Source organism: Streptomyces sp. NPDC033178, assembly GCF_055577685.1.
In genome coordinates, this window is record NZ_JBVIPT010000005.1 from 98,543 (window position 1) to 122,909 (window position 24,367).

The 24,367-nt window shown below is 70.2% G+C and carries 20 protein-coding genes; 10 read left to right on the top strand and 10 right to left on the bottom strand.

Going from position 1 to position 24,367, the window contains the following annotated elements:
- Positions 1 to 35 precede the first annotated feature (35 nt).
- Positions 36 to 1,622 (top strand): Na+/H+ antiporter, encoded by a 1,587-nt coding sequence (locus ACZ5VQ_RS14025; RefSeq protein ID WP_469105090.1) that lies wholly within the window; start codon positions 36 to 38, stop codon positions 1,620 to 1,622.
- A 158-nt stretch (positions 1,623 to 1,780) separates the two neighbouring features.
- On the opposite strand, the gene ACZ5VQ_RS14030 is transcribed toward ACZ5VQ_RS14025, so the two are convergent.
- The gene (locus ACZ5VQ_RS14030) at positions 1,781 to 2,902 is read right to left on the bottom strand and encodes a mechanosensitive ion channel family protein (RefSeq protein ID WP_469105091.1); all 1,122 of its coding nucleotides are present in this window, start codon (positions 2,900 to 2,902) and stop codon (positions 1,781 to 1,783) included.
- A gap of 113 nt (positions 2,903 to 3,015) precedes the next feature.
- On the opposite strand from ACZ5VQ_RS14030, the gene ACZ5VQ_RS14035 reads away from it, so the two are divergent.
- Complete coding sequence (locus tag ACZ5VQ_RS14035) at positions 3,016 to 3,585, top strand: dienelactone hydrolase family protein (RefSeq protein ID WP_469105092.1); 570 nt, start codon at positions 3,016 to 3,018, stop codon at positions 3,583 to 3,585.
- Between the two features lie 57 nt (positions 3,586 to 3,642).
- On the opposite strand, the gene ACZ5VQ_RS14040 is transcribed toward ACZ5VQ_RS14035, so the two are convergent.
- From ACZ5VQ_RS14040 to ACZ5VQ_RS14055, 4 genes are all read right to left on the bottom strand, one after another.
- Complete coding sequence (locus ACZ5VQ_RS14040; RefSeq protein WP_469105093.1) at positions 3,643 to 5,301, bottom strand: alkaline phosphatase D family protein; 1,659 nt, start codon at positions 5,299 to 5,301, stop codon at positions 3,643 to 3,645.
- Positions 5,302 to 5,445: 144 nt separating this feature from the next.
- Complete coding sequence (locus ACZ5VQ_RS14045) at positions 5,446 to 6,246, bottom strand: DsbA family protein (RefSeq protein WP_469105094.1); 801 nt, start codon at positions 6,244 to 6,246, stop codon at positions 5,446 to 5,448.
- A 46-nt stretch (positions 6,247 to 6,292) separates the two neighbouring features.
- Positions 6,293 to 6,976, bottom strand: a complete 684-nt coding sequence (locus ACZ5VQ_RS14050) for a hypothetical protein (protein WP_469105095.1) — start codon at positions 6,974 to 6,976, stop codon at positions 6,293 to 6,295.
- Positions 6,977 to 7,044: 68 nt separating this feature from the next.
- The gene (locus ACZ5VQ_RS14055; RefSeq protein WP_200398845.1) at positions 7,045 to 8,373 is read right to left on the bottom strand and encodes a DUF2252 domain-containing protein; all 1,329 of its coding nucleotides are present in this window, start codon (positions 8,371 to 8,373) and stop codon (positions 7,045 to 7,047) included.
- A 247-nt stretch (positions 8,374 to 8,620) separates the two neighbouring features.
- Between ACZ5VQ_RS14055 and dnaE the strand changes: the two genes are divergently transcribed.
- Complete coding sequence (gene dnaE, locus ACZ5VQ_RS14060) at positions 8,621 to 12,160, top strand: DNA polymerase III subunit alpha (protein WP_469105096.1); 3,540 nt, start codon at positions 8,621 to 8,623, stop codon at positions 12,158 to 12,160.
- 125 nt (positions 12,161 to 12,285) lie between these two features.
- Here the strand turns inward: dnaE and ACZ5VQ_RS14065 are convergent, their stop codons facing one another.
- Entirely contained in the window at positions 12,286 to 12,465 is a 180-nt protein-coding gene (locus ACZ5VQ_RS14065; protein WP_143637796.1) for a hypothetical protein, read from the bottom strand.
- Between the two features lie 224 nt (positions 12,466 to 12,689).
- On the opposite strand from ACZ5VQ_RS14065, the gene ACZ5VQ_RS14070 reads away from it, so the two are divergent.
- The 4 genes from ACZ5VQ_RS14070 to ACZ5VQ_RS14085 all read left to right on the top strand — a co-directional run bounded on the left by ACZ5VQ_RS14070 (position 12,690) and on the right by ACZ5VQ_RS14085 (position 16,767).
- A complete protein-coding gene (locus ACZ5VQ_RS14070; RefSeq protein ID WP_469105097.1) occupies positions 12,690 to 13,910 on the top strand; it encodes an NYN domain-containing protein in 1,221 nt (406 codons plus the stop codon).
- Positions 13,911 to 14,143: 233 nt separating this feature from the next.
- On the top strand, positions 14,144 to 15,175 hold the full coding sequence (locus tag ACZ5VQ_RS14075) for an ABC transporter ATP-binding protein (RefSeq protein WP_469105098.1): 1,032 nt from the start codon (positions 14,144 to 14,146) through the stop codon (positions 15,173 to 15,175).
- Between the two features lie 70 nt (positions 15,176 to 15,245).
- Positions 15,246 to 16,097, top strand: a complete 852-nt coding sequence (locus ACZ5VQ_RS14080; protein WP_469105099.1) for an ABC transporter permease — start codon at positions 15,246 to 15,248, stop codon at positions 16,095 to 16,097.
- A 34-nt stretch (positions 16,098 to 16,131) separates the two neighbouring features.
- A complete protein-coding gene (locus tag ACZ5VQ_RS14085; protein ID WP_469105100.1) occupies positions 16,132 to 16,767 on the top strand; it encodes an AAA family ATPase in 636 nt (211 codons plus the stop codon).
- A gap of 194 nt (positions 16,768 to 16,961) precedes the next feature.
- Here ACZ5VQ_RS14085 and ybaK read toward each other — a convergent pair whose 3' ends face one another.
- From ybaK to ACZ5VQ_RS14105, 4 genes are all read right to left on the bottom strand, one after another.
- Positions 16,962 to 17,513: a Cys-tRNA(Pro) deacylase gene (ybaK, locus tag ACZ5VQ_RS14090; RefSeq protein WP_469105101.1), complete on the bottom strand. Its 552-nt coding sequence runs from the start codon at positions 17,511 to 17,513 to the stop codon at positions 16,962 to 16,964.
- Positions 17,514 to 17,562: 49 nt separating this feature from the next.
- Positions 17,563 to 18,303 (bottom strand): LON peptidase substrate-binding domain-containing protein, encoded by a 741-nt coding sequence (locus tag ACZ5VQ_RS14095; RefSeq protein WP_190230354.1) that lies wholly within the window; start codon positions 18,301 to 18,303, stop codon positions 17,563 to 17,565.
- A gap of 11 nt (positions 18,304 to 18,314) precedes the next feature.
- The gene (locus ACZ5VQ_RS14100) at positions 18,315 to 19,370 is read right to left on the bottom strand and encodes a hypothetical protein (RefSeq protein WP_469105102.1); all 1,056 of its coding nucleotides are present in this window, start codon (positions 19,368 to 19,370) and stop codon (positions 18,315 to 18,317) included.
- Positions 19,371 to 19,543: 173 nt separating this feature from the next.
- Entirely contained in the window at positions 19,544 to 21,127 is a 1,584-nt protein-coding gene (locus ACZ5VQ_RS14105; RefSeq protein WP_469105103.1) for an oxidoreductase, read from the bottom strand.
- Between the two features lie 212 nt (positions 21,128 to 21,339).
- Between ACZ5VQ_RS14105 and hisD the strand changes: the two genes are divergently transcribed.
- Genes hisD through hisB form a run of 3 tightly spaced genes read left to right on the top strand, consistent with a single transcriptional unit; the run spans position 21,340 to position 24,364 of the window.
- On the top strand, positions 21,340 to 22,662 hold the full coding sequence (gene hisD, locus ACZ5VQ_RS14110) for a histidinol dehydrogenase (protein WP_469105104.1): 1,323 nt from the start codon (positions 21,340 to 21,342) through the stop codon (positions 22,660 to 22,662).
- Positions 22,659 to 23,774: a histidinol-phosphate transaminase gene (locus ACZ5VQ_RS14115; RefSeq protein WP_469105105.1), complete on the top strand. Its 1,116-nt coding sequence runs from the start codon at positions 22,659 to 22,661 to the stop codon at positions 23,772 to 23,774. The genes hisD and ACZ5VQ_RS14115 overlap by 4 nt, the downstream gene beginning before the upstream one ends.
- Positions 23,771 to 24,364 carry an imidazoleglycerol-phosphate dehydratase HisB gene (gene hisB, locus ACZ5VQ_RS14120; protein ID WP_359725515.1) on the top strand — a complete coding sequence of 198 codons (594 nt, stop codon included), beginning with the start codon at positions 23,771 to 23,773 and terminating at the stop codon, positions 24,362 to 24,364. The genes ACZ5VQ_RS14115 and hisB overlap by 4 nt, the downstream gene beginning before the upstream one ends.
- Positions 24,365 to 24,367 lie beyond the last annotated feature (3 nt).

Genomic DNA, 24,367 nt, shown 5'->3' on the forward strand with positions numbered 1-24,367 from the left:
TCTTGATCGTCTAGACCCAGTCCGGAGTGCTGACCGTGGATCAGTTGGCCCTGTTGTTCGTGATGTTGCTCGGGGCTGTGCTGAGCGTCCCGCTGGGGGACCGCCTCGGGCTTCCCTCCCCGGTGCTGATGACGCTGCTCGGAATCGTGCTGGCCGTCCTCAATTTCGTACCGAATGTGGACATTCCGCCCGAGCTGATTCTGCCCGCGCTGCTTCCACCGCTGCTGTACGCCGCCGTACGACGTACCTCCTGGCGGCAGTTCACGGCCAACAAACGGCCGATCTTCCTGCTCGCCGTGGCGCTGGTGTTCGTCACCACCGCCGTGGTGGCCGTGGTGGCCCACGCGATCGTGCCCGGGCTGCCGATCGCCGCCGCCGTGGCACTGGGCGCGCTGGTGGCGCCGCCCGACCCGGTCGCGGCGACCGCTGTCGCGGGCAAGCTCGGGCTGCCGCGCCGACTGGTGTCGATCCTGGAGGGCGAGGGGCTGTTCAACGACGTGACGGCCATCGTGCTGTACCACGTCGCCATCGCCGCCGCCGTCAGCGGCACCTTCTCGCTGCCGAGTGCCGCGCTCGACTTCCTGCTCTCCGCCGTCGTCGCCGTGGCGATGGGTTTCGGGCTCGGGTGGGGCACCAACCGGCTGATGGACTACCTCGGGGACCCGACGCTGCAGATCGGGCTGACCCTGATCGTGCCGTACGCCTCGTACGTGCTGGCCGAGGAGTTGCACGGGTCCGGGGTGCTGGCGGTGCTCACCACGGCGTTGTTCCTGGCGGAGTACGCGAACGACGCCGACGACGTGATGACGCGGCTCGCCGGGCACACGTTCTGGGACATCGTCGACACGTTGGTCACCGGGGTGGCGTTCGGGCTCATCGGGCTCGAACTGCACAACGCGATCAGGACGGCGTCCGGGCGGTGGGAGGAGATGCTCGGGTGGGCCGCCGCGATCGTGGGGGTCGTCGTGTTCGTACGGCTGGCGTATCTGCTGCCCGCGACCTGGCTGACGAAGCGGTTGCACGCGAAGCGGGACCACGACGAGGACATTCCGACCAGCTGGCGGGAGACCGTCGTCATGTGGTGGGCCGGGATGCGCGGAGTGGCCTCCGTCGCCCTCGCGCTGGCCATTCCGCTGGAGACGGACAGCGGGGCGCCGTTCCCCGACCGGGACGAGATGGTGTTCATCGCGTTCGGGGTGATCATGGCGACGCTCGTGGTGCAGGGGCTGAGCCTGCCGTGGCTGGTCCGGAAGCTGGATGTGCGGGCCGACACGGATCGGGAGCAGGAGTTCGAGAAGGCGCTGGCCCTGCGGGCGGCGAAGGCGGCGAAGCGGCGGCTGCGGGAGATCGAGGAGGCCGAGGAACTGCCGGAGGAGCTTTCCGAGCAGTTGTTGCGGCGCGCCTTCGACATCGGGTTCCGGATCAGTCCCGACATGGGGGAGGACGAGCGGCGGGAGGGGCACGAGCATCGGGTGCGGCGGATCAAGCGGGTTCGGCGGATTCAGGGGGAGATGTTGTCCGCGGCCCGGCATGAGGTGTTGGCCGCGCGGAGTGAGGCCGGGGCCGATCCCGAGGTGGTGGACCGGGTGCTGCGGCATCTGGATGTGCGAAGCCTTCGGTGATCTTTTGGGGCTTTCCTGCCCGCTCCGCCCGTTTCAACCCCGCCTGGAAGGTGCGGGTTTCCAGTGGGCGTTGATGTTCGTTCGCGAGTGCGGGTTCGATTGGACTGAGCGCGCGGTTCCCCGCGCCCCTACGGGGCGCCCTCGTCAGCCCTGCTGGTTCAGCCCCGGCCCGTCCGCGGTGGTTCCACCGCTCGGCCTCGGGTCGTTCTATGGGGCCGGCCGTCGTTGCCGTTCGGGTGGGAGCCCGGGGGGAGGATCGCGTCGGCCGTGTTGACTCGGGGCAGGGCGTAGGAGTGGTGGGCGGTCAGCCAGTTGATCATCTGTTCGCGGACGGTGACGCGGACCGTCCAGATGTCGTCGGCGTCCTTCGCGGTGACCAGGGCGCGCACCTCGATGGTGCTGGGGGTGGCATCCGTGACGGCGAGGCCGTAGTCGCGGCCGTCCCAGGCGGGGCACTCGCGGAGGATGTCGCGGAGCTTGTCGCGCATCTCCTCGACGGGCGCGCTGTGGTCCAAGTGGAAGAAGACCGTGCCGGTCATCTGCACGCCGCCGCGGGACCAGTTCTCGAACGGCTGGGACGTGAAGTACGAGACCGGCATGGTGATCCGGCGCTCGTCCCAGGTGCGGACGGTCAGGAAGGTCAGGGTGATCTCGTCGACCGTGCCCCATTCGCCGTCCACCACGACCGTGTCACCGATGCGCACCATGTCACCGAAGGCGATCTGCAGCCCGGCGAACATGTTGCTGAGCGTGGACTGCGCGGCCACACCGGCGACGATGCCGAGGATGCCTGCCGAGGCGAGCAGTGAGGCGCCTGCCGCGCGCATCGCGGGAAACGTCAGCAGCATCGCGGCGACCGCGACCACACCGACGATCGCCGACACCACACGCTGGATCAGCGTCACCTGCGTACGGACTCGGCGGACCCGGGCCGGATCGCGGTGGGCGTGGGCGTAGCGGGAGTACGAGGAGTCGACGATCGCCGTCGCGATGCGGACCACCAGCCAGGCCGTGGAGCCGATGAGGACCAGCGTCAGGATCTGGCCGATCGTGGCGGAGTGGTCGACGGCGATCTCGGCCCGGTCGTACGACCCTCTCAGCAGCGCCGTGCACATCACGACCTGCAGTGGCAGGCGGCAGCGGCGCAGCAGGCCCCACAGGGGGACCCCCTGGTGGCGTTGGTCGGCACGCTTCAGCAGCAGGTCGGCGATCCAGCCGACCAGCAGCGTCAGTACGAGCGAGCCGCCGACGACGATCAGCGGGCGCAGTACGTTCTCCATGCCCTCGACCGTAACCGGCCCGGGGCCGTCATGAACATGTGGCCTCTGCCTCGTCGCCCGCCGGGCGCTGTCCCGGCCCGGGCACTGTCGGTGGCGGCTGGCACCATGGCCTCATGAACATCATGCTCTTCCATTCGACCTACGGGCTGCGGCCCGCGGTGCGTGACGCGGCGGACCGGCTGCGTGCGGCGGGACACGAGGTGTGGACGCCCGATCTCTTCGAGGGGCGCACCTTCGAGACCGTCGAGGAGGGCAGGGCCTTCAAGGACGAGCTCGGCAAGGAGGAGCTGCTGAAGCGCGCGATCCTGGCCGCGGCCCCGTACTCGGACCGGGGGATCGTGTACGCCGGGTTCTCGCTCGGCGCGGCGACCGCCCAGACCCTCGCGCTCGGCGACAGCAAGGCCCGCGGGCTGCTGCTCCTGCACGGCACGTCCGACATCGCGCCGAACGCCTCGGTGGACGATCTGCCGGTCCAGCTGCACGTCGCGGAGCCGGACGCCTTCGAGCCCGACGACTGGCTGAGCGCCTGGTATCTGCAGATGGGGAGGGCGGGCGCCGACGTGGAGATCTACAGATACGCGGGGGCCGGGCACCTCTACACCGACCCCGGTCTGCCGGACTACGACAAGGAGGCCGCCGAGGCCACCTGGCAGGTGGCGCTCGGCTTCCTCGACAGCCTGTAGCGCGGCTGCGGTCCGGCGGACGCTACGACGGGCTCCGTCCGTCCCGTCGGTGCGGGATCAGATCGGGTCGTACACCCGCTCCACCTTCTGTGTGCCGCTGCGCGTGCGGTACGAACGGGCCCAGGACGCCGTCGCGTTCGCGGACGTGCGGCTGGACAGCACGTAGTAGTCCATCTGCGCCCGCTCGGCGGTGAGGTCCAGGACGCCGTAGCCGTGGCGGTCGGTGTCGACCCAGTGGACGTGCCGGTTGGCGGCCCGGATCAGCGGTGAGGCGAGGGCGGAGACCGTGCCCTCCGGGACCTTGACGAGGTCGTCGAGGTTGTCGGAGGTCACCGACGTGACGACGAACTCGGTGGCGGCGGACGCCGACAGCGGATACGTACCGGCGTTGTACGGCACGTCGTTGGCCCAGGCCATGTGGATGTCGCCGGTGAGGAAGACCGTGTTGCGGATCGCGTTGTCCCGCAGATGCGTGAGCAGTTCGCGGCGGTCGTCGGTGTAGCCGTCCCACTGGTCGGTGTTGAGGGCGAGGCCCTCCTTGGGCAGGCCGAGCAGCTCGGCGAGCGGTTTCAGGAGTTCGGCGGAGAGCGAGCCGAGGGCGAACGGCGCGATCATGACGGAGTTGCCGACCAGCCGCCAGCTCGTGTCGGAGGACTTCAGGCCCGCCTTCAGCCAGTCGAGCTGGGCCCGGCCGGTGAGCGTGCGGTCCGGGTCGTCCACCGAGCCGTTGCCGACCGTCACCTGCTGCGAGCGGTACGAGCGCAGGTCGAGCAGCGAGAGATCGGCCAGCCTGCCGAAGCGCAGCCGCCGGTAGGTGGTCCCCTCGATCGCGGGCCGCACCGGCATCCACTCGAAGTAGGCCTGCTTGGCGGCCGACTGGCGGGCGGACCAGGCGCCCTCCGCGCCCTCGGTGTGGTTCTCGGCACCGCCCGACCAGGTGTCGTTGGCGAACTCGTGGTCGTCCCAGATCGCGATGACGGGGGCGGCCGCGTGCAGGGCCTGAAGGTCCGGGTCGGTCTTGTAACGGCCGTGCCGGGTGCGGTAGTCGGCGAGGCTGACTATCTCGTGCGCGGGGGCGTGCGGGCGTACGACGGTGTCGCGCGTCCCGTACTCGCCGGTGCCGTACTCGTAGATGTAGTCGCCCAGATGCAGCCAGGCGTCCAGGTCGCCGCGCGCGGCCAGATGCCGGTAGGCGGCGAAGTAGCCGGCCTCCCAGTTGGCGCAGGACACCACGCCGAAGCGCATACCGGCCACGGCCGCGTCATGGGCCGGGGCGGTCCGGGTGCGGGCGGCCGGCGAGTCCGTGCCACCGCTGGAGAAGCGGAACCAGTAGGCCGTGGCGGGCCTCAGGCCGCGGATGTCGGCCTTGACGGTGTGGTCGGAGGCGGCGGTCGCGATGGTGGAGCCCTTCGCGACGACGTTCGTGAACGCCTTGTCCGTGGCCACCGTCCAGCCGACCTGGACGTCCGGGCCGAGACCGGAGCCGGGTGTCGCCTCGGGCGCGGGCGTCACCCGGGTCCACAGCAGGACGCCGTCCGGCAGCGGATCACCGGAGGCGACGCCGTGCAGGAAGGCGGGGGCCTCGGCGGCGCGGGCCGGCAGCGCGGCGGCGAGCGGGGCTCCGAGCACGGCGGTGGCCGCGGCCGCCTTGACCACCGTACGGCGGCGCGGAGCGGGGGAGTTGGGGCTGGAGAGGGATCTGAGTCGACTGGTCACGGCCGATCAGATTACTGACGGGTAGCGCTTTCGGTAAGGCAGAAGACGTGAAGGGCGGGCGAACCCGGAAGAGTTCGCCCGCCCTTATACAGCGCGTTACTTGAGCTGCTCGCTCCACGCCCTGCGCTGCTTGCGCTGCCCGCGTTACTTGGTGACGCCCGCGTCCTTGAGCGACTTCTCCCAGTCGGCGACCGTGCTCGGATTCTTGATCACCTTGTCGTTGATCTTGATGGTCGGCGTCGAGTCGACACCCTTGGCGTCGTCGAAGGTCTTGCTCATCTTCATCGCCCAGGCGTCGTACGTGCCCTTCTCGACGGCGTCCTGGAACTTCTTGTTGCCCTTCAGCGTGTCCACCGTGTCCGCCACCTTGATCAGGTAGCTGTCCTTGGAGAACTCGTCCGTCGTCTCCTCGGGGTGGTACTTCGTCGAGTACAGCGCGGTCTTGTACTCCAGGAACGCGTCGGTGCTCACGTTCAGCGCGGCGCCGAGCGCGCTCAGCGCGTTCTTCGAGCCGTCGCCGCCGAGGTTGCCGTCGAGGAAGGTGCCGAGGGTGAAGGACAGCTTGTAGTCGCCGTCCGTCATGCCCTTGTTGACGGTCTCGCCGACGGTCTGCTCGAAGGAGGCGCAGGCCGGGCAGCGCGCGTCCTCGTAGAGGTGGACCGTGTTCTTGGTCTTGGAGTCGCCGACCACGACGGCCGTGCCGTTCGTGCCGCTGGTGTTGGCGGGGGCGACGACCTTCGCGTCGGCGGCCGCGTCCCACTTCGAGGGCTCGTTGTTCTGTACGACGGCGTAGCCGATGCCGCCGGCTATCGCGAGCACCGCGACGATCGAACCGGCGACGATGACCTGCCGCCTGACCTTCTCGCGCTTGGCCTGACGCTCGCGCTCGACGCGCAGCCGCTCACGGGCCGCCGACTTCGCGGCCTGGCTGTTCCTCTTGCTCATGATGGTGTTCTCCGTGGTGATGGCAGGTGTGCGGGGACTGGTGTGCTCAGGCGAATACGGCCGAGCACGGTGGTCCACGTCGTCCCAGGGAGTGCACGAAGAGGCGCGTACGCGTGGCGGCGACCCGGCGCGTGGGGCGCGGCAGCCGGCGTACGGGAGTGAAGTGGACGGTCACCGCGGCGACCGCGATCAGCAGCGGCCGGAAGGTGGCCGCGGCCACGGCGTCCAGGAGCTGGGCCAGGGCCCGCTCGCCGCGCCGCAGCCAGGCGGCCGCGAGCAGCCCCACACCGATGTGCGCGCCGAGCAGCAGCCAGGCGGCGGCCGGGTCGGCGTTCGCGAGCAGGGCCGCGGCGGGCTGGGTCTCGCCGCCGGTGACCCGCGCCAGCGGGGTGCCGACCTCGCCGCCGCACAGCATGTCGAAACCGACCGAGCGGAGCGGGCCCGCCACCGGGCCGCCCGCCTTGCCGTAACAGGCGTGCTGGCCGGCGGTGAACAGCGTGTCGGCGGCCAGCTCCAGCGGGATCAGCAGGGCGGCGATCCGTCCGAAGCCGCGCTCACGGCCCGCCAGCGCGTACGCGACGACGAAGACGGCACCCGCGATCACGGCCACGGTGGTCATCGGCAGCGGGACCTGGGACAGCAGCACGTGCGACGCGGTGCTGAGCGTCACGACGAGTGCCGTGAACAGCGCCGCGCGCACGGCTCTGAGCTGGGTCCCGGATATGTCCATAGCGGTGGAGAGTGTCCCACGTACTCCCGTAAGAGGTCCCTAAAGGGTTCCTGTGCGTTGTGCGATGCCTACAGACCCGGAATCCGGCCGTTACGGAAAAGGTCCACGAAGATCTGGTGGTCGGCACGCGCCCGTGCGCCGTACTCGTGCGCGAAGTCGACAAGGAGGTCGCCGAAGCTGTCCTCGTCGCCCGCGATCGCCGCGTCGATGGCGCGCTCCGTGGAGAACGGCACCAGCTCCGAGTGGCCGCTCTCGTCGTCCGCCGCCGCGTGCATGGTGGCGGTGGAGCGGCCGAGGTCCGCGACGACCGCCGCGATCTCCTCCGGGTCGTCGATGTCGCCCCAGTCCAGGTCCACCGCGTACGGCGAGACCTCGGCTACGAGCTGGCCCGCGCCGTCCAGCTCGGTCCAGCCCAGCCACGGGTCGGCGTGCGCCTGGAGGGCGCGCTGGGAGATCACCGTGCGGTGGCCCTCGTGCTGGAAGTACTCACGGATCGAGGAGTCCGTGATGTGCCGGGAGACGGCCGGGGTCTGCGCCTGCTTGATGTAGATCACCACATCGTTCTCCAGGGCGTCGGTGGCGCCCTCCAGAAGGATGTTGTACGAGGGCAGCCCCGCCGAGCCGATGCCGATGCCGCGGCGGCCCACGACGTCCTTCACGCGGTACGAGTCGGGGCGGGACAGGGACGCCTCCGGCAGCGTCTCCAGATAGCCGTCGAAGGCCGCGAGGACCTTGTAGCGCGTGGCCGCGTCCAGCTCGATGGAGCCGCCGCCCGGCGCGAAGCGGCGCTCGAAGTCGCGGATCTCGGTCATCGAGTCGAGCAGCCCGAAGCGGGTCAGCGAGCGGGCGTCACGCAGGGCGTCCAGGAGCGGGCCCTGGGCGGTGTCCAGCGTGAAGGGCGGCACCTCGTCGCTCTTGGCGCCCGTCGCCAGGGCGTGGATGCGCTCGCGGTAGGCGGCCGCGTACGTCCGGACGAGGTCGGTGATCTGTTCGTCGCTCAGCGCCTTCGCGTAGCCGATCAGGGCCACCGAGGCCGCGAGGCGCTTGAGGTCCCAGGTGAAGGGGCCGACATACGCCTCGTCGAAGTCGTTCACGTTGAAGATCAGACGCCCCTGGGCGTCCATGTACGTGCCGAAGTTCTCCGCGTGCAGGTCGCCGTGGATCCAGACGCGCGAGGTGCGCTCGTCCAGGTACGGTCCGCCCCGCTTCTCCTGCTCCAGGTCGTGATAGAAGAGGCCGGCCGTGCCGCGGTAGAAGGCGAACGCGGAGGCCGCCATCTTCCGGAACTTCACGCGGAACGCGGCCGGGTCGGCGGCCAGCAGTTCGCCGAAGGCGGTGTCGAAGACGGCGAGGATCTGTTCGCCGCGTTGCTCGGCGCTGAGCTGCGGAACCGACATCGCTGGGTGCCTCCTGGTGCAGGTGGTGCATGACAAGTGGGACGGAATGTGCCGTCCGCCGGAGCGGATGCCTCCGTCGTCTTCCAACGGACGAAGGTACGCGGGAGTGCCCGTCTTCCCCTCACGAAGGTACGGGGGAGACTCCTCCGAGTGTCAGTGCCGAGGCATAGACTTCGACGCTGTCCGCCAGACTGTTCGCAGCCGGCCGGACCGTCGTCGACACCTGTTCTTCTTGGAGGCCGAAGCCGTGTCAAAGCCGCCGTTCACGCACCTGCACGTCCACACCCAGTACTCGCTGCTGGACGGTGCCGCGCGGCTGAAGGACATGTTCAACGCGTGCAACGAGATGGGCATGACCCATATCGCGATGTCCGACCACGGCAACCTGCACGGGGCGTACGACTTCTTCCACTCGGCCAAGAAGGCGGGCGTCACGCCGATCATCGGCATCGAGGCGTACGTCGCCCCCGAGTCGCGGCGCAACAAGCGGAAGATCAAGTGGGGGCAGCCGCATCAGAAGCGGGACGACGTCTCCGGCTCCGGTGGTTACACGCACAAGACGATCTGGGCGGCCAACAAGACGGGCCTGCACAACCTGTTCCGGCTGTCCTCGGACGCGTATGCCGAGGGCTGGCTGCAGAAGTGGCCGCGGATGGACAAGGAGACCATCTCCCAGTGGTCCGAGGGGCTGATCGCCTCCACGGGATGCCCCTCCGGCGAACTGCAGACCCGGCTGCGCCTCGGCCAGTTCGACGAGGCGGTGAAGGCGGCCTCGGAGTACCAGGACATCTTCGGCAAGGACCGGTACTTCCTGGAGCTGATGGACCACGGCATCGAGATCGAGAGCCGGGTCCGTGACGACCTGCTGCGGGTCGGCAAGAAGCTCGGCATCCCGCCGCTGGTGACCAACGACTCGCACTACACGTACGCGCACGAGGCGACCGCGCACGACGCGCTGCTGTGCATCCAGACCGGCAAGAACCTCTCCGATCCGGACCGCTTCCGGTTCGACGGGACCGGTTACTACCTGAAGTCGACGGACGAGATGTACGCCGTCGACTCCTCGGAGGCCTGGCAGGAGGGGTGTGCGAACACCCTCCTGGTGGCCGAACAGATCGACACGACGGGCATGTTCGAGGCGAAGAACCTCATGCCGAAGTTCGACATCCCCGAAGGCTTCACCGAGGTCACCTGGTTCCAGGAGGAGGTGCGCCGCGGAATGGAGCGCCGCTTCCCCGCCGGCGTCCCCGACGACCGCCAGAAGCAGGCCGAGTACGAGATGGACGTCATCATCCAGATGGGGTTCCCCGGCTACTTCCTCGTCGTGGCCGACTTCATCATGTGGGCCAAGAACCAGGGCATCGCGGTCGGCCCCGGCCGAGGCTCCGCTGCCGGCTCGATCGTCGCGTACGCCATGGGCATCACCGACCTCGACCCGATCCCGCACGGTCTGATCTTCGAGCGGTTCCTGAACCCCGAGCGCGTGTCCATGCCCGACGTCGACATCGACTTCGACGAGCGCAGGCGCGTCGAGGTGATCAGGTACGTGACGGAGAAGTACGGGGCCGACAAAGTCGCCATGATCGGCACGTACGGAAAGATCAAGGCGAAGAACGCCATCAAGGACTCCGCGCGCGTGCTGGGTTATCCGTACGCGATGGGCGACCGGCTCACCAAGGCCATGCCCGCCGACGTCCTCGGCAAGGGCATCGACCTGAACGGCATCACCGACCCCTCGCACCCGCGCTACGGCGAGGCCGGTGAGATCCGCGGGATGTACGAGAACGAGCCGGACGTGAAGAAGGTCATCGACACCGCGAAGGGCGTCGAGGGTCTGGTCCGGCAGATGGGTGTGCACGCGGCCGGCGTGATCATGTCCAGCGAGCCCATCGTCGACCACGCCCCGGTCTGGGTGCGGCACACCGACAACGTCACGATCACGCAGTGGGACTACCCGCAGTGCGAGTCGCTCGGTCTGCTCAAGATGGACTTCCTGGGCCTGCGCAACCTCACGATCATGGACGACGCCATCAAGATGGTGAAGGCCAACAAGGGCATCGATCTGGAGATGCTCTCCCTCCCGCTGGACGACCCCAAGACCTTCGAACTGCTCTGCCGCGGTGACACCCTCGGTGTCTTCCAGTTCGACGGCGGCCCGATGCGCTCGCTGCTCCGCCAGATGCAGCCCGACAACTTCGAGGACATCTCCGCCGTCTCGGCCCTCTACCGGCCGGGCCCGATGGGCATGAACTCGCACATCAACTACGCGGAGCGCAAGAACAAGCGCCAGGAGATCACGCCGATCCACAAGGAGCTGGAGGAGCCGCTCGAAGAGGTCCTCGCGGTCACCTACGGCCTGATCGTCTACCAGGAGCAGGTCCAGAAGGCCGCCCAGATCATCGCCGGCTACTCACTCGGCGAGGCCGACATCCTGCGCCGCGTGATGGGCAAGAAGAAGCCCGACGAGCTGGCGAAGAACTTCGTCCTCTTCCAGGAGGGCGCCCAGAAGAACGGCTACAGCGCCGAGGCGATCCAGGCCCTGTGGGACGTGCTGGTCCCCTTCGCCGGATACGCCTTCAACAAGGCCCACTCGGCCGCGTACGGACTGGTGTCGTACTGGACCGGTTATCTGAAGGCGAACTACCCGGCCGAGTACATGGCCGCGCTGCTCACCTCGGTCAAGGACGACAAGGACAAGTCGGCGGTCTATCTCAACGAGTGCCGGCGCATGAAGATCAAGGTCCTGCCGCCGAACGTCAACGAGTCCGAGCAGAACTTCGCCGCGCAGGGCGACGACGTGATCCTCTTCGGCCTCTCGGCGGTGCGCAACGTCGGTACGAACGTCGTCGAGTCGATCATCCGCAGCCGCAAGGCCAAGGGGAAGTACGGCTCGTTCCCCGACTATCTCGACAAGGTCGAGGCGGCCGCGTGCAACAAGCGCACCACGGAGTCGCTGATCAAGGCCGGCGCCTTCGACACCATGGGGCACACCCGCAAGGGCCTCACCGCGCACTTCGAGCCGATGATCGACAACGTGGTCGCGGTCAAGCGCAAGGAGGCCGAGGGCCAGTTCGACCTCTTCGGCGGCATGGGCGAGGACGACAGCAGCGAGCCCGGCTTCGGGCTCGACGTCGAGTTCACCACCGACGAGTGGGACAAGGCCTACCTGCTCGCCCAGGAGCGGGAGATGCTCGGCCTGTACGTCTCCGACCATCCGCTGTTCGGTCTGGAGCACGTGCTGTCCGACAAGGCGGACGCGGGCATCGCCCAGCTCACCGGCGGCGAGCACTCGGACGGCGCGGTCGTCACCATCGGCGGGATCATCTCCGGCCTGCAGCGCAAGATGACCAAGCAGGGCAACGCCTGGGCGATCGCCACCGTCGAGGACCTCGCGGGCTCCATCGAGTGCATGTTCTTCCCGGCGACCTACCAGCTGGTGTCGACCCAACTCGTCGAGGACGCGGTGGTGTTCGTCAAGGGACGCCTCGACAAGCGCGAGGACGTGCCCCGGCTCGTCGCGATGGAACTCCAGGTCCCGGACCTGTCGAACGCGGGCACCAACGCGCCCGTGATCCTCACCATCCCGGCGCTGAAGGTCACCCCGCCGATGATCAGCAGGCTCGGCGAGATCCTCAGCCACCACAAGGGCGAGAGCGAGGTGCGGATCAGGCTCCAGGGCCCGAGCAAGACCACGGTGCTGCGGCTCGACCGGCACCGGGTGAAGCCGGACCCCGCGCTCTTCGGTGACTTGAAAGTGCTGCTCGGGCCGTCCTGCCTGGCGGGCTGAACCAGTGGCCGGCGGCTGAGTCGGCCTGAACCGACAGTCGACATACGAGAGGGGCGCATCCGTCGCGGATGCGCCCCTCGTCGTGTGCCTGGGCTTCAGCAGCCTCAACAGGCCTCGCCGGGGCCTCAGTTGTGGCCGAAGCGCTTCTGGTGCTTACGGGCGACATCGGCGGGGCTGCCCTGGGCCTGCGACATCGGCGACTGCTGCGCCTCCGCCGAGGACCGGTCTGCCTGCTCCTGCGCGCGCTCGGCCTGCGAGGAGCGGTCCTGCTGCCCGCCCTGCTTGCGGTTCTTGTTCTTGGCCATGGTGATCTGCCTCCTACGGGGGATCTCGGGGCCAGGGCCGGGACCAGACTCACATAGCGCGACAACAAGCGCATTTCGGAGAATTACCGTGCGTAATAAGCCCTGTCGGTGAGTGATCTGCCGATCCGCCACGCCGAAGATCGAGTTCCGGCCGTTAACCTCCGCAGGGTCGGGCAGACTCGAAGGAAGCCCGAAGCAAACCTCCCGGAAAGAGGGTGGATCGCGTGGACCGCTGCATTGTCCTGGTGGACGCCGGGTACCTGCTCGGGGCTGCTGCCAGTCTCCTCGCCGGGGATTCCTCCCGCTCCCGGATCACCGTCGACCACGCCGCCCTCATCCAGGGCCTGCGCGAGCGCGCCGAGTCCGACACGGAACGGCCCCTGTTGCGCATCTACTGGTTCGACGGCGCCCCCGACCGCGTACCGCAGCCCGAGCACCGCAGACTGCGGGTGATGCCGCGGGTCACGGTGCGCCTGGGCGCGCTGACCCGCAGCGACGGGCGCTGGGCGCAGAAGGGCGTGGACGCCGCCATGCACGCCGAGCTCACGGAGCTGGCACGCAACCGCGCCTGCTCCGACGTCGTGCTCGTCACCGGGGACGGGGATCTGCTGCCCGGCATGATGGCCGCGAAGGAGCACGGGGTCGCCGTGCACCTGTGGGCCGTGCAGGCCGCCGACGGCGACTACAACCAGTCCGAGGACCTTGTCGCCGAGGCCGACGAGCGGCGTGTCCTCGACCGCATCTGGATCACCAAGGCCGTACAGGCCAAGGATCTCGGCGGGGTCTGCGCGCCGCCGCCCGTTCCGCGGCCGGAGATCGCCGCGATCCTCTCCGCGCCGTTGCCCGAGTCCGCGCTGGCCTCCGCGGATGAGCGGCCCTCGCGGGATGCCGAGCACACGCAGGCCGCGCCCAGTGAGAACGGCACGGAGGAGAGGGCTCCGGCCGCCAAGGGTGGCGTTCCGACGCCGAAGGATCTGGCCGCGTTGCGTGCGCCCGGGACGCATGCGCATCCGCAGCCCGCCAACGCGACGCTTCGGTGGTCCTCCGACAAGGGGTGGGTCGACCGGCCCGGTACCGCCGCGGAGTCCGCGGAGGCCGCGCTGCTGCCCACGCTCGCGCAACTCACGTCGGCCGAGCAGCGGTGGGCCGATCGTGAGGAGGACATCACGACGGTGGGTGGGGATCCGTACGAGGTCGGGCAGGTTTTTGCCCGGCGGTGGATGGGGCGGCTGTCGGACCAGGCCCAGTTGCAGAAGCTGTCGACGATGTATCCGCGGGTGCCGCATCGCATCGACGGGGAGTTGTTGCGGTATGCGGCTCGGTTCGGGCTGCTCGCCCACAAGGACGATCAGATCGATGAGCATGACCGGTATGCGATCCGGGCGGGGTTCTGGCGGGAGATCGACGTGCGGACCGCGGCGGAGCACGCTCCCGCGGGGGAGTAGGCGGTTGGCTGAGGTTGGCTTGCCGCCGGGCTGAGGTTGTGCGTTGTCTGCGGCTGGGTGGGGGCCGGTCGCGCAGTTCCCCGCGCCCCTGACGGGGCTGTGCCCCTGCGTTGTTGGCTGCGGGCCGTGAGGGTTGAGCGCGTCGTTCCTCGCGCCCCTCGTGGGGGCCGATATTGGGTGTATGCCCGCCCCGGGCATCGTCGTGGGGGCGGGACCCCGTACCCTCAGTCCTCGTGAGTACGCGCACCGCACAGGGAGTCCGGAACGGGCACGGCGGGGATGTCGTGTGCGCGGTGCGGGATCTGACGAAGACCTATCCGGCGGTGCGCGGTCGGCGCGGAGCACCCGGGACGCCCGAGGTGCGGGCCACCGACGGGGTACGGCTCGACATCCGGCGAGGTGAGATCTTCGGGCTGCTCGGGCCGAACGGAGCGGGCAAGACCACCCTCGTACGGCAGCTGACCGGGCTGATGCGCCCCGACCGCGGCAGTGTCGAGATCCTCGGGCACGACATCGTGCGCCATCCCGAGCGGGCGGCGCGGATTCTGGCGTACCTGGGACAGGAGTCCACCGCGCTGGACGAGCTGACCGTGTCGCTCGCCGCGGAGACCACCGGGCGGCTGCGCGGGCTCGACGTACGCAGCGCGCGGGCCGAGCGGGACGCGGTCCTGGAGGAGCTGGGGCTCACCGCGCTGGCCTCGCGGCCGCTGAAGAAGCTGTCCGGCGGGCAGCGCAGACTCGCCTGCTTCGCCACCACGCTCGTCGGCGCGCGGCCGCTCCTCGTCCTCGACGAGCCGACCACCGGCATGGACCCCGTCGCCCGCCGTGCCGTCTGGGGCGCCGTCGACCGGCGCCGGGTCGAGCACGCCACGACGGTCCTCCTGGTCACCCACAACGTCATCGAGGCGGAGACGGTCCTCGACCGCGTCGCCGTCCTCGACCGGGGCCGTGTCATCGCCTGCGACACCCCCTCAGGGCTGAAGGAGCAGGTCGCCGGCGAGGTGCGTCTCGAACTCGTCTGGCGCGAGCGCGCACCCCTCGACGTGCCCGAGGTCGCCGCCCTGCGCGACCGGGCCGTAGAGTCGGGCCGTCGCTGGTCGCTGCGGCTCGCCCCCGAGGAGGCCCGCGCGGCCGTGGCGGCCGTCACCGGCGGCGCCGCCTTCGCGGCCCTGGACGACTTCACGCTCGCCACGCCGAGCCTGGAGGACGTGTACCTGGCGCTGGGCGGCAGCGCAGGAAACGTACGGGGGTTGGTCAAGGCATGAGCGTGCGGGCCTCCACAGCCGTACGGAACAGGTACAGGACGACAGCCGAAGCGAACAGGAGCCGCTCGACGTGAGTGTCGTACCCGCCGAGGTCCTGCCCGGCGCAGCCCGTGCGGACGGGAACCGGTCCGGTCATGGCACGGACACCGAGGACGGAGTCCGTGCCGTAGCCGGGCTCGGGCCGCGCGCGCGGCTCTGGCCGGCCCTGGCCGCCGTCTACCGGGCGCAGCTCTCCCGGGCCCGGGTGGCCCGGATCCCGCTGCTGTTCGTGGCGACCTTCCAGTCCGTCGGGATCATGGTCCTGATGCGCGGGGTCGTGGACGGCGGGGACGAGGCACATGCCGTGGTGGCCGGTTCGTCGGTCCTCGTGGTCGCGTTCGTGGCGCTCAACCTGCTCGCCCAGTACTTCGGCCAGCTGCGCGCCAGCGGCGGCCTCGACCACTACGCGACGCTGCCCGTGCCGCCCGCCGCCGTCGTGCTCGGCGCGGCCGCCGCGTACGCCTCCTTCACCGTGCCGGGGACCCTCGTCACCGCCGTGGTCGGCTGCATGCTCTTTGGGCTGCCGCTGACCCACCTGTGGATCCTCATCGCCGTCATCCCGCTCGCGGGCGCCGCGCTCGCCGGGCTCGGGGCGGCGCTCGGACTGCTCGCCCCCCGGCCCGAACTCGCCACACTGCTCGGACAGTTGGGCATGTCCGCGGCGCTGCTGCTCGGGGTGCTGCCGCCCGACCGGCTGCCGATGGTCGTCCAGTACGCGCGTGACCTGCTGCCTTCCACGTACGGCGTCGAGGCCTTCGCGCTGACCTTCGGGGCGGACCCGGAGTGGGGTGTCGTCCTGCTCGACCTCGCCGTGTGCGCGGGCGTCGGCGTCGCCTCGCTGGCCGTCGCGACCTGGGCCTACCGCCGGGCGGCCGTCCGGTGACGCGGCCGACAGGCGGGCCTGGCACGATGTCGGTGTGACCGCACCGCTGACTCCGCCTCCACAGCCGAACCACCAGCCTCCGCACCACGTCTGGCAGGCGCCGCCCCCCGGGTATGCGCCCGGTCATGAGGAGGACGGCCCCGGGATGAAGACCGAACTGCGCGAGGCCGCCGTCATCACGGTCGCGACGGCGATCGGCGGCGTACTGCTCGGGCTGCTGTGGTGCTGGCTGGCGCCGCGTGTGCCGCTGGTCTCGGACGGCGCGGCGGTCTACCCCAAGGACGTGGAGGGGGAGCAGGCCATCGGCGTGGACGGCACCTTCTCCCTGCTCGCGGTCGGCTTCGGCCTGGTCACCGCGGTGGTCGTCTTCCTGCTGCGGCGTCGCGGCGGCATTCCGCTGATCGTCGCGCTCACCGTCGGAGGCATCCTCGCCTCCCTGCTCGCCTGGCGCCTGGGCATCTGGCTCGGCCCCACCCAGGACGTGATCGCCCACGCCAAGGAGGCCGGCAAGGGCGTCACCTTCGACGCCCCCCTCGTCCTCAACGCCAAGGGCGCCCTGCTCGCCTGGTCCGTCTCGGCCCTCCTGGTCCACCTGGGCCTGACCGCTCTGTTCGCCCCGAGGGACCCGGACCCGTACGACCAGCCCCAGTACCCTCAGAGCGGCCCGTGAGGGGGGCGGGGCTGTGACATTTGCGGCTCCGCCGCGTGGGCGCGAGCAACCCCCACGCACCCGCGGCTGAAAACGGTCCTACGCCGGGCGATGCCCGTGGTTCGACCGCCCCTTCTTGACCCGCCACTTCCTCTTGCGCGTCTTCTTCGACATGCCCTCGGTACTTAACCGAGAACCCGCTCCCCGTCCAGGGGTCACGCACGCCCGACAGGAGCCAGCACCGCGTCCGTGAGCTTGGCGAGGTCCTCCGGAGCAAGCTCCACCTCAAGCCCCCGCCGCCCCGCGGACACACAAACGGTGGCGTGGGCCGAGGCCGACGCGTCCAGCACCGTACGCAGCCGCTTGCGCTGCCCGAGCGGCGAGATCCCCCCGCGCACATACCCGCTGGAACGCTCCGCGGCGGCCGGATCGGCCATCGCGGCCCGCTTGCCGCCCACCGCCGAGGCCAGCGCCTTGAGGTCGAGCGAGCCGGCCACCGGCACGACGGCGACGGTGAGCTCCCCGTCGACGTCCGCGACCAGCGTCTTGAAGACCCGGTCCGGGGAGACGCCCATCGCCTCGGCCGCCTCCTCCCCGTACGAGGGGTGCGAAGGGTCGTGCTCGTAGGCGTGGACCGTGAACTCGACGCCCGCCGCGGTGAGCGCCACGGTCGCGGGCGTCCCTCCCGCCCGTCGCCCCCCACCACCCATATTCGAATGCGCTTCGCGCGCCCCCTTTTGCTGCTGCTTCTTCGACTTCTTGGCCAAGACCCGTGCCCTTCGCCCTTGCTGGTCCACTTGCCCTTGCTGGTCCGCGTCAGTTGAGACTCGTCGGGCCCCGCGTCAGCTCCGACGCGGGCAACGACGGCAGGTTGCGGATGATCGCGGTCTCCGCCCGCAGCAGCGTCAGCTCCTCGCGGAGCCGGGACGCCGTGTCCGGCGCCTGGAGCAGCCGCTGCTTCGCCGGTACGTCGAGCATCGCCGCGGCCGCGACCAGGTACGAGACGACGGCCGGCTCGTCCGGCAGCTCGGCCCCGGTCGACAGGGACCGCTCCCGGGCCCCCGCGAGCCGCTTCTGATACTGCCGGAAGGCCCGCAGCACGCCCTGGGCCAGCGCGCCGGCCTCCTCGCCGGGGTCTTCCTCCAGCTCCTCCAGTTCGGCCGTCAGAAAGGCACCGGAGGCGTCCACGGAGAGCAGCCGCACCCGGGTCGTACCGGTGGCGAGCACCTCGAAGCTGCCGTCGGCCCGTTCCCGGATGGTCGCCGCGTCCGCGACGCAGCCCACCTCGTGGAAGGCCTTCGCCGGGTCGTCGCCGAAGCCGGCCGCGGGCCCGCGCTGGGGTACGGCGGTCTGGTCCGGCATACCGGGCGCGGTGGACGCGACCTCGTGGCCGTCGCGGATGGCGACGACGACGAACCGGCGCGGATCGTCCTCGGGGGTCTTCAGGAGCTCGCGCATCATTGCGCGATAGCGCTCCTCGAAGACGTTCAGGGGCAGTACGAGCCCGGGGAACAGCACCGAGTTCAGGGGGAAGAGTGGGAGCCGGACGGTGGTCACGACGAGAAAGCCTAATGGTCACCGGAGGGCGCACGTCCGCCGTGCTCACTCCGTGGATACGGAAGATCCCCGTTGCGTAGTTTCAGGGGCATGCCCGAGGCCACCTCGATCCGTATTCCGTCGCGCAGTTCGAGGAACTGGCCGAGCGGGTCGTCCGAGACGCGGTCCCAGGGGAACGAGGTGGCGTACGGCCCGATCCGATGCAGCTCCGCCAGTGCGTCCTGCCAGCGTTCGAGGCGGATCAGCACGTAGGTGAGCAGGTTGCGGACCTCCGCGGGCCAGGGGTCGGCGGTCGCGTACTCCCCGGAGACGGCGATCGCGAGGTCGGCCGCCCTGTCGAGGCGTTCGCGCGGCACGGCCGCTCCGCCGCCCTCGGTGAGATACGCGAAGGCAGCACGCACCGGCAGGGCCTGGACGAGGGAGCCGGGCAGCGCGTCCTGCGCGGCCCGCTCGGCGAAGTCGAAGCACTCGCGGTGCGAGCCGTACCAGGCCGCGGACAGGTACTGGAGGGCCGCCACATGGCAGCCGTAGTGGTGCGGGGAGCGGCGTACGGCCTCGGTCCACAGCCGCTCGAACGCGGTGTGCGGGGTGTTCGTGCCCCGGGCGTGGTCGAGCGCGATGCGCCACGGCACCGGGTCGCGGGGGTCGCCCTCGGCGGCCGCGGAGATCAGCGGCGCGACCTGGCGCAGCAGCTCGGCGCGGGCCGGCGACTCCCAGCTCCGGCACACCGCGAGCTCGGCCTTGACCAGCAGGGCGTCCGGGTCGTGCGGGGCGTCGGAGCACCAGTCGTCGAACCACTCCGGCCGGGAGCGCGCGAAGGCGGCCAGGCGCGTCGCGTACCGGTCCCGGTTCTCCCACTCGGCGGCCTCCCGGGTGGTGGACAGCAGCTTCGCCGCGGTCCCGTACTCGCCGCGGCCCGCGGCGACGAGCGCCGGTCCGAGCCGCTCGTCCGGCGCGTCGAGCAGTACCTCGTCGTCGGCGGGCAGGCCGGCGGCGAGGCGCGAAGTGTTCCGCGCCATCCGTGCCGTACGGAGGAACGCGCGCAGCAGTGCCATGGTGGTGCCCATTGAAAACCCGCAGGTCGGACGGGTGCCAGGGGGTACGCGGTGACGCTTTTGTAACCATGGTTTGGTTGCGTGCGGAATGGTCAAGGCCGGGTAAAAGGTGACTGTTGTTCATGTGTCAAGCAGTTGTGCGCGACCCGGGAGAGAGGCCTGCTCAACCTCTGCCCGGCCCCTGCTCATCCTCTGCGCAGCATCCGTGTCGCGCCCGCCGCCACCGTCGTGGCGAGGACCCAGCCCAGCAGGATCACCACCGCGGACAGCCACTGCCAGCCGCCGCGCAGCTGCCAGTAGCCGACCTGGCCGAGATCGATGACCGGCAGCAGCAGGTCCAGGGCGAACAGCGACGGGTTCCACGGCGGATGTTCGCCGCTTTTGAGCGGCGGATGGTCGGCATGTGCGAAGGCTATGGAGGTCGCCGCCCACAGCACGGCCATCCACACGGCCGCCCGCCCCGGCCGGTACCCGTAGGCGACCGTCCAGTCCTGCGCGTACCCCCAGAGCTTGGCGGCGATCGGCAGGTTCTCGCGCCGGTGGCGCTGCTTGGCGAGCAGCACCTCGCGGGCGTCCTCGTCCTCGCCGCCGTTGCGCAGCACGGTCGCCAGCCGCTCGTACGGCTCCGGGTTGTACTCCGGGGTCGCCGCGGCCACCCACTCCAGGCGCCGGGCGAGCGGGAACGGGCCGCGCGGCACGAGGTACTCGTACTGGAAGCCGCCCATCTGCAGCTGCCCCGCGCCCGGCCAGCTGGTCGCCTGGTCCATCAGGTTGACCACCTTCGCGCCGTTCAGCACGACCCGTCCGCGCTGCGGCCGCTCGCCGAGGAAGCGCAGTTCGGGCACCTGGACGCGGCGCAGCGAGACCTCCTGGCCGTCCCGCAGGATGAGCCGGGCCTGCTCGAAGTCGACCGCGTCCCCGAACCGGCCGTCGTCGAGCCGGATCCCGCCCTCGCACTCGAACCGCTGGACGCGGGTGCCGCGCGCCGGGGTGCGGCCACTGGTGTGGAGGGGGTCGCCGACGCTCGCCGGGGTCAGGTACAGCGTGCGCTCGACGGTCAGCTGCGGTGCGTTCAGCGCGCGGCGGCTCCCGTACGGATTGGCCAGCCGGCTGCCGCGCAGGCTGAGCGAGACGCCGACCTTCGCGCCGCGCAGGCTCAGCTCGCCGTGCGACTCCAGCATCTCGGCCTGGAGGTCCTGCCCGACGGTCATCCCGTCGCCGGTGAGGGAGCGCCCGCGCCGGTCCCGGTAGACGATCGCCTGGTTGAGCAGCAGGTCCGTGCCGATGTGCGCGTCCGTGAGGCGTACGCCGTTGTGGAAGCGGCAGCGCGGCAGATGCAGATCGCCCTCGGTGTGCACCCGGGCCGCCTCAAGGCGCGGCACCGCGCAGTCCACCAGGCGCACGGTCGTGAACCGGGCCTCCGGCAGCAGGATCTCCTTCTCGAACCGGCAGCCCTTGATCTCGACGTACGGCTCGATCGTGCCGCCCGCCAGGTCCAGCACGTCGATGATCTGGACGCCGGTCAGCTTGAGGGAGGCGACGCGGCCGTCGAGCGCGGGCGGTCCGTCCAGCAGCAGCCAGGCCACTATCCGGGCCCGCACACAGCGCTCGGGGCCCCATGGATGGCCGCCGTGCGGATCGTCGACGGTCGTGTCCCCGGCGCGCAGGTCGTACACGCTGCCGTTGCGGAACGCCTGCCACATCCCGGCTTCGGCGGCGGTCAGGTCATCGGGCAGTTCTCCGGCGCGGACGCCGGCCCCCTGGGTCACGGTCTTCCCTTTCTCCCCCGCTACTCGCGGGTTTCGTACAGTCGTTCCTGTGATGCCCGCTGAGTGACTGCCTGAACGCCAATGGTGAAGGTGATCTTCCGGAACACGCACCAACAACGAAATCGGGCCACGTGCCCACCGGTGATCCGAGGCCCGTATCAGCGATTGATACAGCAGTCCGGCGCCCGAACCCCGTCTGAGAGAATTGGTTCGTGATCTCCCGAATCGATCTGCGCGGCGACGCCCTCCCCGAGGGCTCCGCTCTGCGCGACCTGCTGCCCCGAGCCGACTTCGACGTTTCGGCCGCCCTGGAGAAGGTGCGTCCGATCTGCGAGGCCGTGCATCATCGGGGAGACGCGGCGCTGATCGACTATGCGGAGAAGTTCGACGGCGTACGCCTGGAGTCCGTCCGCGTCCCGGCGCGTGCGCTCACGGAGGCACTGGAACAGCTCGATCCGGCCGTCCGCGCGGCCCTGGAGGAGTCGATCCGCCGCGCCCGCATCGTCCACCGCGAGCAGCGCCGCACCACGCACACCACTCAGGTCGTGCCCGGCGGCTCGGTCACCGAGAAGTGGGTGCCGGTCGACCGGGTCGGGCTGTACGCGCCCGGCGGCAGGGCCGTCTACCCGTCGTCCGTGATCATGAACGTGGTCCCGGCGCAGGAGGCGGGCGTCGAGTCGATCGCCCTCGCCTCCCCGGCCCAGTCCGAGTTCGGCGGCCTGCCGCACCCCACGATCCTGGCCGCCTGCGCGCTGCTCGGGATCGACGAAGTGTACGCGGCCGGCGGCGCGACCGCCGTCGCGATGTTCGCGTACGGCACCGAGTCCTGCCCGCCCACCAACATGGTCACGGGCCCGGGCAACATCTGGGTCGCCGCCGCCAAGCGCTACTTCGCCGGAAGGATCGGCATCGACGCCGAGGCCGGTCCGACCGAGATCGCGATCCTCGCCGACGAGAGCGCCGACCCGGTGCACGTCGCCTCCGACCTGATCAGCCAGGCCGAGCACGACCCGCTGGCCGCCGCCGTCCTGGTCACCGACTCGGTCGCGCTGGCCGACGCGGTGGAGAAGGAGCTTGAGCCGCAGATCGCGGCCACCAAGCACATCGAGGACCGGATCGTCCCGGCGCTGAGCAGCAGGCAGTCCGCGATCGTGCTGGTCGACGGCGTGGAGGAGGGCCTGCGGGTCGTCAACGCGTACGGCGCCGAGCACCTGGAGATCCAGACGGCCGACGCGAGCGCGGTCGCGGACCGTGTCCGCAACGCCGGTGCGATCTTCGTCGGCCCCTGGGCGCCCGTCTCGCTCGGCGACTACGCGGCCGGCTCCAACCACGTCCTCCCGACCGGCGGCTGCGCCTGCCACTCCTCGGGTCTGTCGGTCCAGTCCTTCCTGCGCGGGATCCACATCGTCGACTACACGCGCGACGCCCTCGCGGAGGTGGCCCACCACGTGGTGGCGCTCGCCGAGGCCGAGGATCTCCCCGCCCACGGTGCCGCCGTCAAGGCACGGTTCGACTGGAAGGTGCCCAGCAAGTGACCGGCATCGACGACCTCCCCGTACGCGACGAGCTGCGCGGCAAGTCCCCGTACGGCGCGCCCCAACTGGACGTCCCCGTACGGCTGAACACGAACGAGAACCCGTACGCGCTGCCCGAGCCGCTCGTCGAGCGGATCGCCGAGCGGGTGCGCGAGGCCGCGCGGAACCTCAACCGCTACCCCGACCGGGACGCGGTCGAGCTGCGCACCGAGCTGGCCAAGTACCTGACGAAGACCGGCAAGTACGCGGTCGGCCTCCGGAACGTCTGGGCGGCCAACGGCTCGAACGAGGTCATCCAGCAGCTGCTGCAGACCTTCGGCGGGCCCGGCCGCACGGCGATCGGCTTCGAGCCCTCGTACTCGATGCACGGCCTGATCTCGCGCGGCACCGGCACGGGATGGATCTCCGGGCCGCGCAACGAGGACTTCACGATCGACCTCGCGGCCGCCGAGCAGGCGATCGCCGAGAACAAGCCCGACGTCGTCTTCATCACCACCCCCAACAACCCCACGGGCAACGCGGTTCCGCCCGGGACGGTCCTCGCGCTGTACGAGGCCGCGCAGGCGGCGAAGCCGTCGATGGTCGTGGTCGACGAGGCGTACATCGAGTTCAGCCACGGCGACTCGCTGCTGCCGCTGCTCGAAGGTCGGCCGAATCTCGTCGTCTCCCGGACGATGTCGAAGGCGTTCGGCGCGGCCGGGCTGCGCCTCGGCTATCTCGCCGCGCACCCGGCGGTCGTGGACGCCGTCCAGCTCGTACGGTTGCCGTACCACCTGTCGGCCGTCACGCAGGCGACCGCGCTGGCCGCCCTGGAGTACACCGACACATTGCTCGGATACGTCGAGCAGCTGAAGACCGAGCGGGACCGGCTCGTCCTCGAACTGCGGGCGATCGGCTTCGACGTGACCGAGTCCGACGCGAACTTCGTGCAGTTCGGGCGGTTCGACGGGGAGAACGGGTCGCACACCGCCTGGCAGAAGATCCTCGACCGGGGCGTCCTGGTCCGGGACAACGGCGTACCGGGGTGGCTGCGGGTCAGCGCCGGAACCCCCGCCGAAAACGACGCGTTCCTCGACGCGGTACGTGAACTGAAGAAGGAGCAGAGCGCATGAGCCGCGTAGGACGTGTGGAGCGGGTGACCAAGGAGACCTCGGTCCTCGTCGAGATCGATCTCGACGGAACCGGCAAGGTCGATGTGTCGACAGGAGTGGGCTTCTACGACCACATGCTCGACCAGCTCGGCCGGCACGGTCTGTTCGACCTGACCGTGAAGACCGAGGGCGACCTGCACATCGACTCGCACCACACCATCGAGGACTCCGCCCTCGCGCTCGGCGCCGCCTTCAAGCAGGCCCTCGGCGACAAGGTGGGCATCTACCGCTTCGGCAACTGCACGGTCCCGCTGGACGAGTCGCTCGCGCAGGTGACCGTCGACCTCTCCGGCCGCCCGTACCTCGTGCACACCGAGCCCGAGAAGATGGCGCCGATGATCGGCGAGTACGACACGACGATGACCCGGCACATCTTCGAGTCCTTCGTCGCGCAGGCCCAGATCGCGCTGCACATCCACGTGCCGTACGGGCGCAACGCGCACCACATCGTGGAGTGCCAGTTCAAGGCCCTCGCCCGGGCCCTGCGGTACGCCTCCGAGCGCGACCCGCGCGCCGCCGGAATCCTTCCCTCCACGAAGGGCGCGCTGTAAAGC

Excerpts from the sequence above, each read along its gene's own strand:
- ACZ5VQ_RS14030 (WP_469105091.1), bottom strand. The coding sequence starts at position 2,902 with ATGGAGAACGTACTGCGCCCGCTGATCGTCGTCGGCGGCTCGCTCGTA.
- ACZ5VQ_RS14035 (WP_469105092.1), top strand. The coding sequence starts at position 3,016 with ATGAACATCATGCTCTTCCATTCGACCTACGGGCTGCGGCCCGCGGTG.
- ACZ5VQ_RS14045 (WP_469105094.1), bottom strand. The coding sequence starts at position 6,246 with ATGAGCAAGAGGAACAGCCAGGCCGCGAAGTCGGCGGCCCGTGAGCGG.
- ACZ5VQ_RS14050 (WP_469105095.1), bottom strand. The coding sequence starts at position 6,976 with ATGGACATATCCGGGACCCAGCTCAGAGCCGTGCGCGCGGCGCTGTTC.
- ACZ5VQ_RS14055 (WP_200398845.1), bottom strand. The coding sequence starts at position 8,373 with ATGTCGGTTCCGCAGCTCAGCGCCGAGCAACGCGGCGAACAGATCCTC.
- ACZ5VQ_RS14065 (WP_143637796.1), bottom strand. The coding sequence starts at position 12,465 with ATGGCCAAGAACAAGAACCGCAAGCAGGGCGGGCAGCAGGACCGCTCC.
- ACZ5VQ_RS14100 (WP_469105102.1), bottom strand. The coding sequence starts at position 19,370 with ATGGGCACCACCATGGCACTGCTGCGCGCGTTCCTCCGTACGGCACGG.
- hisB (WP_359725515.1), top strand. The coding sequence starts at position 23,771 with ATGAGCCGCGTAGGACGTGTGGAGCGGGTGACCAAGGAGACCTCGGTC.